Source organism: Pseudonocardia aurantiaca, assembly GCF_039526725.1.
GTDB lineage: Bacteria > Actinomycetota > Actinomycetes > Mycobacteriales > Pseudonocardiaceae > Pseudonocardia > Pseudonocardia aurantiaca.
In genome coordinates this window covers 24,284-36,087 of the sequence record NZ_BAAAJG010000024.1, presented here as the reverse complement: position 1 = coordinate 36,087, position 11,804 = coordinate 24,284, and the positions used below count along the sequence as shown (strand labels likewise).

The following is an 11,804-nucleotide window of genomic DNA, read 5'->3' as shown; positions in this document are numbered from 1 at the left end:
GGAGCCGGAGCGGGCGCCGGGGCCGCCGGGGCCTGCGGCCGCGCCGGCGGGACGGCCGCCCGCGGCTCACCGACCACGCTGACCCCGCCGTCCGGCACGACGACGATCCGCGCGGGGTCCTGCACCGGCACCATGCCCAGGCCGGCGGCCCGCCTCGCGAGCTCGGGGGCCGACTCCGCCACCGCGACCTCGCGGCGCAGGCGCTCGGCCTGCTGGCTCAGCGCGCGGGCCTCGGCCCTGGCGTCCTGCAGCCGGTAGGAGTCGGCCGCGGCCGCCGTCGAGAACCACAGCGTGGCCACGAGCCCGACCGCCAGCAGCGCCATTATCAGGAGCACGAACTGCGCCCGCCCGGTCGGTGCCGACGTGCGCACGGGGCGCCCGCCGACCAGCCGCCGGAGCCGGTCGTCCCGGCGCGCATACGCCCGCCGCGCCGACCGCTGCCCCGCCTTCTGCTCACCCGGCAGCGCGGCACGGCCCTGCTGCCGGTCGCCCGGCTCACCACGCTGGGCCGGAATGCTCGCCGTGCGCGTGGTGGCCCGCCCCCGCTCCGTCACCGGTGCACTCACGATGCCACCCCCCTCGATCGCGGCCGCGTGCTCACGTCGGTCCCCACAAACTCCGTCACGCCGCCACCTCCCGGATTCGTTCTGCGGCCCGCAGGCGCACCGGGGCGGCCCGCGGGTTTTCGCTGATCTCGTCCTCACTCGCCTGCTCGGCACCCCGGGTGAGCAGGCGAAGCTCCGGCCCGTATCCGGGCAGCTCGACCGGCAGCTCCGCAGGCGACCTCGACGTCGACCGCGCGGCCAGTTCCCGCTTGACCATGCGGTCCTCGAGCGACTGGTAGGCGAGCACGACGATCCGGCCGCCGACGGCCAGCGAGTCCACGGCGGCGGGCAGCGCGGCCCGCAGCGCGTCGAGCTCGCCGTTGACCTCGATCCGCAGCGCCTGGAACGTCCGCTTGGCCGGGTGGCCGCCCGTGCGCCGCGACGCCGCAGGCACCGCGTCGTACAGCAGCTCGACGAGCTCGCCGCTGCGCCGCAGCGGGGCCGTCGCCCGGCGTCTCGCAACCGCCGAGGCGATCCGGCCGGCGAACCGCTCCTCGCCGTATTCGCGCAGGATCCGCGCCAGCTCGGGCACCGGGTAGGAGTTGAGGACGTCCGCGGCCGTCGGGCCGGTCGTCGGATCCATCCGCATGTCGAGGTCGGCGTCGCGGGAGTAGGAGAAGCCGCGCTCGTCGGCGTCGAGCTGCAACGACGACACACCGAGGTCGAACAACACGCCGTCGACCCGGGGAAGCCCCAGTTCCCCCAGGACGTCGGCGATCTGGTCGTACACGGCGTGCACGAGGTGGATCCGGTCGCTGTGCGCCGCGAGCCTGCGCCCGGCGATCGCGAGCGCCTCGGGGTCGCGGTCCAGGCCGACGAGCGTCAGCTGCGGGTGTGCCGCCAGCAGCGCCGCGGCGTGGCCGCCGAGACCGAGGGTCGCGTCGACGAGAACGGCGGGCCGGTCGGCGAGCGCGGGCTCGAGCAGCTCGGCGACCCGGGGCAGGGCCACGGGCACGTGCCGGGCCCCAGCCGACTCGTTCCCGCCCTCGCGTTGCCCCACGTCACACCTCCTGGCCCGCATCGCGATCCACGCCGCCGATTCACGGCCCGTCGCCCGGGCTCCCAGCCGGGCCGCCGGCGATGCCTCCACCCGGCAGACCTGGCACCGGGGAAGGTGCGCCAGGGCTACCGGGTGGAGGCACCGCCGGGTGTCCCCCCGCCTTGCGTCGTGCTCAGATCAGCCCGGGGAGCACCTCCTCCTGGGCCTTCGCGTAGGTGTCCTCATGCTGATCCTGGTAGCGCTGCCACGCTTCTGCGTCCCAGATCTCGGCGCGCGTGAACGCGCCGATCACGACGCAGTCCTTGCTGAGCCCGGCGTAGCGGCGCAGCTCGGGGGTGATCGCGATGCGGCCTTGACCGTCCGGGTTCTGCTCGTCGGTGCCGGAGAAGAGGTTGCGCTGGAAGACCCGGGCGGACTCGCTCGTCAGCGGTGCGGACGCGACCTTGCTCGCGAGCTCTGCGAACGCGTCACGGGTAAACACGTACAGGCAGTGGTCCTGCCCCTTCGTGATCATCAGCCCGCCTCGCAGCTCGTCCCGGAATTTTGCGGGCAGCGTGAGCCGCCCCTTGTCGTCCAGTTTCGGGGTGTAGGTGCCGAGGAACACCGGCCCTCACCTCCACCTGCGGCCCGTTGTGCCCCAGCGGTAACCACATTACCCCACTTCGCCCCACCGTCAACCGTTACGGCCCTGGCGTACTCCCAGCTTGCTTGCCGAAACCGCAGGTCAGATGGGGTGGGTAAAGGTGGGGGACCACCCGCTTGCGCGACCCCCCGCGCGCCGATTTCGATCACAGAGTGTGACGATCATGGGACGTGTGGCCCTCTCAGCACGTCCGAACGCGCTTGGAGAGGCCGCCGAACGGTTGGATCCGATCCCGGTCGCGGCGGCGGTGGGGCAGAGTGGGGGACGCAGGGGATGCAGAAAGGCACCCCATCGGGGGAAGATCCCCCCTCGCGTTTGACACACTGAGCGGCGCGTCCCGCCCCGACGGGACGACTGACGACTGCGAGGAGGTCCGGTGGCCGAGCCTGCGAGGTCACCCGCAGCCACAGCACGGTCGGTCAGGACAGTCACGAGCGTCAGCGAGGAGGGGTCGTGACAGCCACGAGCAGCCGCGCCGGAGTGGACGGTGAGGCGGCCGGCCTCGCCGAGGTGGCCGAACTGTGCGGCCGCGTCGCAGCCAACGTGCAGCGGGTGATCGTCGGCAAGCCCGAGGTGGTGCGCGTCGCGCTGGTCACCCTGCTCGCCGAGGGCCACCTGCTCGTCGAGGACGTGCCGGGCGTCGGCAAGACCTCTCTCGCGAAGGCACTCGCCCGCTCGATCGACAGCTCGGTCAGCCGCGTGCAGTTCACCCCCGACCTGTTGCCCGGCGACATCACCGGAATGTCGATCTACAACCGGCAGACCACCGAGTTCGAGTTCCGCCCCGGCCCGGTGTTCGCCAACATCGTGATCGCCGACGAGATCAACCGCGCCTCCCCCAAGACGCAGTCGGCGCTGCTGGAGTGCATGGCCGAGCACCAGGTCACCGTCGACGGCGCCACCTACGCCCTCGCCAGCCCTTTCATGGTGGTGGCCACGCAGAACCCCGTTGAGATGGACGGCACCTACCCCCTGCCCGAGGCCCAGCGCGACCGCTTCACCGCGCGCGTCAGCGTCGGCTACCCCGACCTCGCGGCCGAACTGGCGATGGTCGACGAGCACGCCGCCGCCGACCCGCTCGAACAGCTCCGCCCGGTCACCGACGCGCGGCTCGTGCGTGCCGTGGTCGAGGCCGTACGCCGCGTGCACGTCGGGCCCGAGGTTCGGCAGTACTGCGTCGAGCTGGTGGCCACCACGCGTCGCATCCCCGACCTGCGCCTCGGCGCCTCCCCCCGCGCCACCCTGCAGCTCGTGCGCGCGGCCAGGGCGCAGGCCGCTCTCGCCGGCCGCGCCTTCGTCGTGCCGGACGACGTGCAGGCCGTCGCCGTGCCGGTGCTGGCCCACCGGCTCCTGCTCAGCCCCGATGCGCTCGCCTCCCGCCGCTCCGCCGTCGACATCGTCCGCAGCCTCCTCGCCCGCCACCCGGTGCCGGCCCCGCCCCGGCCCGGCGCCTGAACCCTGTGCCGGACTCCCCGGTGCCCGACGGAGGCGGCCGCTTCTCCGGCCTCACGACCCGCGGGCGCTGCCTACTCGCCGGGGGCATCGCCACCGCGGTCTGCGCGGTGGCCCTCGACGAGCGCGACCTCCTGCGCGTCGGCGCGTTCGTCGCCCTGCTGCCCGTGCTGGCGCTGCTCCTCGCGGCGCGCACCCGGCGCACCGTGCGCGTCGAGCGTGAGCTGCGCCCGCCCCGGCTGCCGGTCGGCTCGGCCGTGTCCGTCGTCCTGCACCTGCAGGGCCGGCGGCTACTCGGGGCGCTCCGACTCACCGACACCGCCCCGGACGCCGCAGGCCCGCACCCCGACGCCCCGCCGCGGTTCACGGTGCACCGGCTCTCGAGCCGAGGCGGCGCCACCCTCACCTATCCCCTGCATCCGGTGCTGCGCGGCGTCCATCGCGTCGGGCCGCTCACCGGCACGATGAGCGATCCGCTCGGGCTCGCCGAGTTCGAGCGGGAGCTGGCCCCCGCCGGGCGGCTCGTCGTGCTGCCGCGGGTGGTGGCGCTGCGTGGGCTCCCCCCGGCCATCGGCGCGGGCGAGGGCACCCCCGGCGCCGCGCTCGCCCACCAGGGTCAGGGCGCCTCCGACGTCCTGATCCGCCCGTACCGGGTGGGCGACGAGATTCGCCGCGTGCACTGGCGCAGCACCGCCCGCTACGACGAGCTGATGGTTCGGCTGGAGGAGCGCCCGTGGCGCGGTGGCATCACCGTGCTGCTCGACCGCCGCGACGCCGCTCACCGGGGCCGCGGCGCCGACTCCAGCCTCGAGTTCGCGGTGACCCTCGCGGCCAGCGCCTGCGTCCACCTCCTCGCGCGCGGTGAGCCGCTCTCCCTCCTCACCGAGGACGGCGTCGAGCTGACCGCCCCCGGCACGGGCGGCCAGGAGCCGCTGCTCGACGCGCTGGCAGCCCTGCGCCCGTCCGCCCGCACCGACCTCGCCGGTCCCGAGCTGAGCTCCGGCACCGACGTCCTCGCGATCCTCGGCGCGCTCGCGCCCGGCCAGGTGGAGGCGCTGCTCGCCCGGCGCACCGGCGGCGGGCACGCGGTGCTGCTCGACACCAGCACGTGGGACCCCGCCCGTGGCGATAGCGGGGCGGCCGGCAACGCGGCCGCCCTGCGCCGCGCGGGCTGGCACGTCACCGTGGCGACTGCCGCCTCCACGCCGGCCCGAGCCTGGGACGACCTGGTCGCGGGCGCGGCGTCCGGCGGGACAAGGGGGGCGCCGTGATGACGACCGAACGCATGCGTGTGCGAGTGAGCGAGCCTGCGAGCGAATCATCGGCACAGCGCCCGCGCGCAGCGCCGACCGAGCGCAGCGAGGGAGTGCGATGAGCGCGACCGTGCAGGTTCCCCGGGCCGGGCGCCCGCCGCAGGCTCCGCCGCCCATCCCACGCCGGCCCCCCGGACAGGCCGTGCCGTGGGTCGCCTCGCTCACCTCGGGTGCGGCGGTGCTGCTCGCCGGCGGGCCCGTCTCCGCGGTCGTGCAGGGCAGCGGCTGGTTCGGCTACGCCGTGCTCGTGGTCGCGGTCGTCGTCGGGCTGGGGGTGCTGCTACATCGGTTCGGCACGGTGGTCGTCGCCGCCGGGCAGTGCCTCGCCATGCTCGTGCTGTTCACGGTGCTCTTCACCGGCGACGGCGTGCTCGGGTTCCTGCCGGGCCCCGCGGTGCTGCAGGAGTTCGGGCGGCTCGTCTCGGGTGCGGGCCAGCAGATCGACACCGGCACCGCGCCCGTGCCGGCCACCCCCGAGATCCTCTTCCTGGTCACGGTGGCGTTCGGGCTGCTCACGGTCGCGGTGCACCTCGCGGCGGTCGCCGCCGAGGCACCCGCAGCGGCGGGAGTGCCCCTCCTCGCCGTCTTCGCCGTGCCGGCCGCGCTCGCCGACAACCTGCTGCCGTGGTGGTCGATGGTGGGGGCGGCGGCAGGTTTCGGGCTCCTGCTCGTGACGCCCACCGGGATCCGGCGCCAGCTCACCGGCGGTGGTGCGCTCGTGGCGGGCGCCGTCGCGCTTGCCCTCGTCCTCGGCGCCGGCGCGACCTTCGTCGGCACGGCCGGGCGGTTCGAGGGCGGCTCGGGGGCGGGCGCCTCGGGCGGCTCCATCGGCCTCAGCCCGTTCGCGTCGCTGCGCGGCCAGCTCGACCAGGCCACCCCCGTCGAGCTGTTCCGGGTGCGCGGGCTGAGCCGGCCGACCTACCTGCGCGCGCTCACGCTGCGCCAGTACGTGCCCGACGCCGGGTGGCAGGCCACCCGCCCCGCACCGGGCGTGCCGATGCCGGGGCCGGTGCAGCCGCAGCCGAACGTCCCCGGCGACGTCGTGGACCTGCAGATCGAGAACGTCGCCTTCCGCGACTACTGGCTTCCTCTTTACGGCGAGCCGATCGGCGTGACCGGCCTGCCCGCGGAGCAGTGGCTCTACGACCAGAGCACCGGCACCGGCTACACCGGGCGCCCCCGGCAGGAGGACAGCTGGGAGGAGCATGCACTCCTGCCCGTGCCGACCGTCGCGCAACTGCGCGCGGCCCAGGGCAACGACGGCGTCGGCCTGGAGTACCTCGACACCACCGGCGTCGACCCGCGCGTCGGGGAGATCGCCCAGCAGGCGGTCGCGGGCGCCACCAACAACTTCGACCGCGCAATCGCCCTCCAGGACTACTTCACCGCGCCGGGCAGCCCGTTCACCTACAGCCTCCAGACCGCGCCGGGCGCGGGCGACGATGCGCTCGTCGAGTTCCTGACGGTCGGGCGCGTCGGGTATTGCGAGCAGTTCGCCTCGGCGATGGCGGTGATGCTGCGGACGGTCGGCGTACCGGCCCGGGTCGCCGTCGGGTTCACCGCGGGCGTCGACGCGGGCGCGTACCGCTCGATCAGCACGTCCGACGCGCACGCCTGGGTCGAGGCATGGTTCCCCGGCATCGGCTGGACGGCGTTCGACCCCACTCCACTCACCGACGGCCGCTCGATCGACCCGCCGTACGTCCAGGAGGCCCGGTCCCAGGGGCCCAACGGGCAGGCCGGGCCCACCGAGGACGCCATCGCCCCGGAGGACGTGCCCGGCCAGGAGCCGCCGCCCCCGCCCACCGCCCCCGAGCAGCAGCCACCCGACGCGGTGAGCCCGGCGGTCCCGCAGAGCAGCGGCCTGCCGTCGCTGCTCTGGCCGGTGCTCGTACTCCTGCTGGTGATCGCGATCGGGGCCGTGCCTGCCGGGCTGCGGGTGCTGGACCGGCGGCGGCGCTTCGCGGCCACGGCCGCCGGCGGTCCAGACGCCGCCGGCGCCGGCTGGGCCGAGCTGCTCGCCGAGTCCACCGACCGTGGCGTCGAGCCCCCGCCGAGCGACACCGTGCGGGCCACCGCGCGGCGCCTCGTGCGGGAGCACCGGTTGGAGCCCGACGCACAGCAGGCGCTGCGCGAGGTCGTCGGGGCGGTCGAGGGGAGCTGGTACGGCGGCACGCATCCGGCGCCGGGCGAGCTGGACGAGCCGGTGCGCGCCGTGGCCGCCGGGATCGCGACGGGCAGCCCTCTGCGGCTGCGGGGCCGGCTGCTGCCCCCGTCGGTGCTGCACCGGCTGCGCCGCCGCGGCGACAGCAAGCAGGGCAGCAGCAGGGTGCCGGAGCCGGAACGCGAAACCGCCGCCCCCCGGAGCTGAGGAGCGGCGGTTGCGCTGTTGAGCGGGACTGCACTATTGGGTTACGAGCTCAAGGGTGACCGCTCATAAGTGACTGACATCGAACCGTGCGGACCGGGACGGTGGTGCCGCCCGGCGTGACACCGGTCGGGTCACTCCTGCTCGAAGCGGCGGCGGAAGCGCTCTTCCATCCGCCCGGTGAACCGGTTCTTGTCCGGTTCGGCACCCTTGGGCTGGGCGGCCTGGGCGCCGGCTCCGACCGAGGTGACGGCGAGTACGGCCCCCCCGAGCATCATGAGGAACCCGACGACGCTCAGCACCGGGAAGCTGGACGCCAGCCAGAGCTGGGGTACGGCGACACCGACGACGAGCAGGACCAGGCCGACGACGAACAGGGCGACGCCCTGGAGCCGACGACGACGGGTGGGCTTACGCAACCGTCCGCCTCGGACGGTCGACGCGAACTTGGGATCCTCGGCGTAGAGCGCGCGCTCGATCTGTTCGAGCAGCCGCTGCTCGTGCTCGGAGAGGGGCACGGCTTCACCTCCGGCACTGGCTCATCCTGTCGGGTCATCTTCCATGGTGCCGGAACGACGCGACGAGCGCCCAGGCTGGGCGTCTAGAGCAGAGGATACGAGTCCGAGCGCCCGGCGACTACCCGGACTCGTCAAGCGGATGGGTCGATCTCCGCCGAACGGTGATCGCACAGGGTGTCCGAGGCCCGCAGGAGGTCACCCGGCCGGGGGTGGAGCAGCGGTGCGGCCGTCCGCCGACGATCTCCCAGGCCTCTGAGCACCCGCGGTGCCGATTCCCTCACACCCGGTTGGACCAGCAGGGTGAAATCGGCGGCAGATGGGTGATGGTCAAGTGAACGTCCGGGAAGCCCGGCCGGAGATCAACCGGGGCGTCGGGCGAGCGCGTGCAGCCGCGCGGAGACGTCGAGCAGCGGCGTCGCGCCGGCCGCGAGGCCCTCCAGTTCGGCCACCGCCCGCGCTGCCGCGGGACTGCCGTCCCGCACCGCGCCAGGGACCCACCCGTCGAGCACGCCGTCGCCCTGGAGCAACTCGACGCGCAGCGCTCCGTTCGCCTCCAGCATCTCGCGCAGCGCGGCCGCGTCGATCCGCCTACGCAGCGCGTCGTCGGCGCCGAACCGGCCGTCGGGATCGGTCAGGACCGCCCGTGCTTCGGCGAGCCGCCCGGCGAGCGCACGGGCGAGCACCGCGGCGTACCGGCCCGCAACGAGCACCGAGACCGCCCCGCCCTTCGCGGCCGCGGCGGTGAGCGCGGCCACCGCGGCACCGGCGTCGTCGACGACCTCGAGGAGACCGTGCCCGAGCACCAGGTCCGCGCCGCGCTCCGGCGCGACCTCCCCGAGCGCGTCGACGTCGCCCTGCACGGGCGTGACCAGGTGGTGCACCCCGGCGTCGTGCGCCCGCCGGTGGAGCGCGGCGAGGGCGTTGGGGCTGTTGTCCACCACGGTGACCTCGCACCCGAGCCGGGCGAGCGGCACCGCCCACGCGCCGCTCCCACCACCTACGTCGAGCACGCGCGGCGGCCTGCCGGGCTGCAGCCCACGGACGCGGGTGACCTCGGCCGCCAGCGCGCGGTGCACCACACCGCCGCCGGCCGTACCGGTCACCTCTGCCGTCGCGCCACTCACCATGCCAGCCTCACAGCCGCAGACTAGTGCCGACCGGGGAGGGGTAGGTTGATCGCCGTGCAGGTCGTCGCCACGTTGAGTCTCAAGGGCGGGGTGGGGAAGACCACCGTCGCTCTCGGGCTCGCGGGTGCGGCGCTCCAGCACGGCGTGCGCACGCTCGTGGTGGACCTCGACCCGCAGGCGAACGCCACCATCGCTCTCGACACGGGCCCCACCACGGCCACCATCGCCGACGTGCTCGACGACCCGCGCCGCTCGGTGCTGGAGCGCGCGATCACCACGAGCGGGTGGGGCGAGGGGCTCGACGTGCTGGTGGGATCCGAGCAGAACGAGCGCAACAACCACCCGGACCCCACCGCGAAGCAGCTCAATCGGCTATCCCGGGCGCTGCAGCGGCTCGCGGCGCCGGACGGCCAGCTCGTCCGGCCGGGCCAGTACGACGACGACTCCGACGACGAGCCAGGCCCCAGCGGCTACTGGCGCGAGCCCTACCGGCTGGTGATCATCGACTGCCCGCCCTCGCTCGGGCAGCTCACCCGCAGCGCGCTGGCCGCTGCACACCGGGCCGTGCTGGTGACCGACCCGACGATGTTCGCCGTGTCGGGCGTGCAGCGCGCCTTCGACGCGGTGCAGACCGAACGCCAGCGCGGCAACCCCGACCTCCAGCCGCTGGGCCTCCTCATCAACCGGGTGCGGCCACGCAACAGCGAGCACGAGTTCCGGATCGCCGAGCTGCGGGAGCTGTTCGGCCCTCTGGTGCTCAGCGGGGTGCTGCCGGACCGCTCGGCCATCCAGCAGGCGCAGGGCGCGTGCCTGCCCATCCAGCGCTGGGACACCCCGGGCGCCCGGGAGGCGTCGGCGGTGTTCACGCTCCTGCTCGGCCGCGTGCTGCGCTCCGACCGCTCACGCCGCGATGCCGGCCTGCCCGACGCCCCGGAGGCCATGGCCCCACCGGCCACGCGCTAGGGATCCTTGGTCGCCTGAACAACTCCGCCCGTAGCGGGCGTCGCGCAGTAGGGCCGAGTTGTTCAGGGCGCTCCTTGCCACGCCGTAGCGCCCTGGACGACGCCGACCAGAGGCCGTCAGCGCAGGGGGATCGACGCGGCAACCAGGCCGACGAACTGCTCGGCCTGGCGCAGGAGGTCGTCGGCCTCCCGCTGCCCGACCAGCCGGGCGATGCCCGCCTCCGCTGCCGCCCTCGTGTCGGAGCAGGAGGCGAAGAACACCGCCCACTCGCCGAACTCGGGCGCGACCTCGGAGAGCAACTGCCAGACGTTGCGGCTCGCCCCGCGCTTCGGCTGCGGCCGCGCGCGGACCGCGAGCACGGCGGCGCCCGCTCGCAGCGCCGCAAGGTACGCCGCCGGGTAGCGCAGCAACGGGTCGGGCTGGCGGTGGGCCTCGGCGAGCCCTTCCGTGGCCTGCCGCAGCAGGCTCAGCGCCGAGCGTGCGGTGGGGGCAGGTGCCCTGCCGGCCGGCCCCACCGGGACAACGCGGTCCGCAGCCGTCCGCAGTGGCGAGCGCGGGCTCGGCACGCGCGCAGTGGTGATCGTGGTCATCGTTCTCGCCTCCTCTCGCTTCTCCCCCTCATTCCGGCACCCGCACGAGGTCCCACACTCCAGGCCCGGCGCGCATCCGCAGCACGAACTCCAGGGCGGGCGCCTCCGGCTCCCCCGCCGAGCGCGCCACCACCCGCCAGCACCGCAGCCGGTCGCCCCCCACCGGCATCGGCGACGGGAACGGCCACGGCGACTCCTCTATCCACCGCTCCCGCACGTCGGTGACGAGGAAGCGCGCCCCTCGCCGCACCGGCCTGCGCTGGAACTCGACCGGCTCGCCGTCCTGCCACCGCACGTGGACGGGCGTGGGCTGGCGAGGCCCGAACAGGTTGAATGGACTCATCCGGCGACTCCGAGCTCGCCCGGCCGCACCCGTGGCGCCGCAGCGCCTGATGGTGAGCTCGCCAGCATGCGCACGTGCCCACGCTCCTCCCGCCCGCACCGACCCGCCCGCACCCGGTGGCGGGGCGCTTCCCCCGCCCCACCCACCGGGCGTCGTGATCGAACGGATGTTCGATCGATGTCCAGTAGAGCGTGTGGGCGGCGGAACGTCAAGTCCGGGGCCACCGGGACGGGACTCGGGGGCCTCGCCGTGGTGTGATGGAGGGGTGACCAGGGCCCCTGCGCGCCAGCTCGTCCAGTTGGGCGCGGGCGATCTCGCCGACCGCCTGACGGAGGCGCTGCACGTCTACGTCACGGCCATGGGTTACCCGGTGAGCACCGCCCGTTACCGCCGCACGCTGTGGCTGGAGCACGTCCGTAGGCAGGGCTGGCGAGCCGTCGGGTGGCTCGACACCACCGGCGTGCTCGTCGGCATCGCCTACGGATACTCGGGCGGGCCCTCGCAGTGGTGGTACGAGGAGGTCCGGCGCGGGCTCGCCACCGCCACCCCCGAGGCGCAGCGGTGGCTGCACGACTACTTCGAGCTCACCGAGCTGCACGTGCGGCCCGACGTCCAGGGCCACGGGCTCGGCGAGGCGATGCTGCGGGCCCTGCTGCACGGCGCCCCGAACTCGCGCGTGCTGCTCTCCACCCCGGAGTACGGGCCGAACCCCCCGGGGCGGGCCTGGCGGCTCTACCGGCGCATGGGCTTCCAGGACGTCTTGCGCGACCACCGCTTCACCGGCGATGCGCGCCCGTTCGCCGTGCTGGGCCGCAGCCTCCCCCTGGACCCACCCTCCTCCCTCGTGCACTGACGCCCGCCGGCGCCACCCGAACGTCGGGA

The 11,804-nt window shown here is 74.7% G+C and carries 12 protein-coding genes; 5 read left to right on the top strand and 7 right to left on the bottom strand.

Annotated elements, in window-relative coordinates; genetic code table 11:
* The 3 genes from ftsL to mraZ form a co-directional block, all read right to left on the bottom strand.
* A partial coding sequence (gene ftsL / locus ABD143_RS28700; protein ID WP_343984564.1) for a cell division protein FtsL occupies positions 1 to 566 on the bottom strand: 566 nt, incomplete at its 3' end.
* Positions 567 to 621: 55 nt separating this feature from the next.
* Complete coding sequence (rsmH, locus tag ABD143_RS28695) at positions 622 to 1,626, bottom strand: 16S rRNA (cytosine(1402)-N(4))-methyltransferase RsmH (protein ID WP_379659712.1); 1,005 nt, start codon at positions 1,624 to 1,626, stop codon at positions 622 to 624.
* Between the two features lie 151 nt (positions 1,627 to 1,777).
* Positions 1,778 to 2,209: a division/cell wall cluster transcriptional repressor MraZ gene (mraZ, locus tag ABD143_RS28690; RefSeq protein WP_343984562.1), complete on the bottom strand. Its 432-nt coding sequence runs from the start codon at positions 2,207 to 2,209 to the stop codon at positions 1,778 to 1,780.
* A 519-nt stretch (positions 2,210 to 2,728) separates the two neighbouring features.
* Between mraZ and ABD143_RS28685 the strand changes: the two genes are divergently transcribed.
* The 3 genes from ABD143_RS28685 (at position 2,729) to ABD143_RS28675 (ending at position 7,384) form a co-directional block, all read left to right on the top strand.
* Positions 2,729 to 3,703, top strand: a complete 975-nt coding sequence (locus ABD143_RS28685) for an AAA family ATPase (protein WP_343984569.1) — start codon at positions 2,729 to 2,731, stop codon at positions 3,701 to 3,703.
* A gap of 5 nt (positions 3,704 to 3,708) precedes the next feature.
* Positions 3,709 to 4,971 (top strand): DUF58 domain-containing protein, encoded by a 1,263-nt coding sequence (locus ABD143_RS28680; RefSeq protein ID WP_343984561.1) that lies wholly within the window; start codon positions 3,709 to 3,711, stop codon positions 4,969 to 4,971.
* Between the two features lie 100 nt (positions 4,972 to 5,071).
* Positions 5,072 to 7,384 (top strand): transglutaminase TgpA family protein, encoded by a 2,313-nt coding sequence (locus tag ABD143_RS28675; RefSeq protein ID WP_343984560.1) that lies wholly within the window; start codon positions 5,072 to 5,074, stop codon positions 7,382 to 7,384.
* A gap of 131 nt (positions 7,385 to 7,515) precedes the next feature.
* Here the strand turns inward: ABD143_RS28675 and ABD143_RS28670 are convergent, their stop codons facing one another.
* Together ABD143_RS28670 and ABD143_RS28665 are read right to left on the bottom strand one after the other, a co-directional pair.
* Positions 7,516 to 7,899, bottom strand: coding sequence for a DUF3040 domain-containing protein (locus ABD143_RS28670; protein ID WP_343984559.1), 384 nt, complete (start codon positions 7,897 to 7,899; stop codon positions 7,516 to 7,518).
* Between the two features lie 359 nt (positions 7,900 to 8,258).
* The gene (locus ABD143_RS28665) at positions 8,259 to 9,023 is read right to left on the bottom strand and encodes an SAM-dependent methyltransferase (protein WP_343984558.1); all 765 of its coding nucleotides are present in this window, start codon (positions 9,021 to 9,023) and stop codon (positions 8,259 to 8,261) included.
* Between the two features lie 57 nt (positions 9,024 to 9,080).
* Between ABD143_RS28665 and ABD143_RS28660 the strand changes: the two genes are divergently transcribed.
* Positions 9,081 to 9,989 (top strand): ParA family protein, encoded by a 909-nt coding sequence (locus ABD143_RS28660; protein ID WP_343984568.1) that lies wholly within the window; start codon positions 9,081 to 9,083, stop codon positions 9,987 to 9,989.
* Between the two features lie 116 nt (positions 9,990 to 10,105).
* On the opposite strand, the gene ABD143_RS28655 is transcribed toward ABD143_RS28660, so the two are convergent.
* Together ABD143_RS28655 and ABD143_RS28650 are read right to left on the bottom strand one after the other, a co-directional pair.
* Positions 10,106 to 10,579: an SAV_6107 family HEPN domain-containing protein gene (locus ABD143_RS28655; RefSeq protein ID WP_343984557.1), complete on the bottom strand. Its 474-nt coding sequence runs from the start codon at positions 10,577 to 10,579 to the stop codon at positions 10,106 to 10,108.
* Positions 10,580 to 10,607: 28 nt separating this feature from the next.
* Positions 10,608 to 10,922, bottom strand: a complete 315-nt coding sequence (locus ABD143_RS28650) for a hypothetical protein (protein ID WP_343984556.1) — start codon at positions 10,920 to 10,922, stop codon at positions 10,608 to 10,610.
* 265 nt (positions 10,923 to 11,187) lie between these two features.
* Here ABD143_RS28650 and ABD143_RS28645 point away from each other — a divergent pair, with 265 nt between their 5' ends.
* Positions 11,188 to 11,775 carry a GNAT family N-acetyltransferase gene (locus ABD143_RS28645; RefSeq protein WP_343984555.1) on the top strand — a complete coding sequence of 196 codons (588 nt, stop codon included), beginning with the start codon at positions 11,188 to 11,190 and terminating at the stop codon, positions 11,773 to 11,775.
* The last annotated feature ends 29 nt before the right edge of the window (positions 11,776 to 11,804 follow it).

Bases quoted from the DNA above. Each gene is read 5' to 3' on its own strand.
- rsmH (WP_379659712.1), bottom strand. From the start codon at position 1,626: ATGCGGGCCAGGAGGTGTGACGTGGGGCAACGCGAGGGCGGGAACGAG.
- ABD143_RS28675 (WP_343984560.1), top strand. From the start codon at position 5,072: ATGAGCGCGACCGTGCAGGTTCCCCGGGCCGGGCGCCCGCCGCAGGCT.
- ABD143_RS28655 (WP_343984557.1), bottom strand. From the start codon at position 10,579: ATGACCACGATCACCACTGCGCGCGTGCCGAGCCCGCGCTCGCCACTG.
- ABD143_RS28650 (WP_343984556.1), bottom strand. From the start codon at position 10,922: ATGAGTCCATTCAACCTGTTCGGGCCTCGCCAGCCCACGCCCGTCCAC.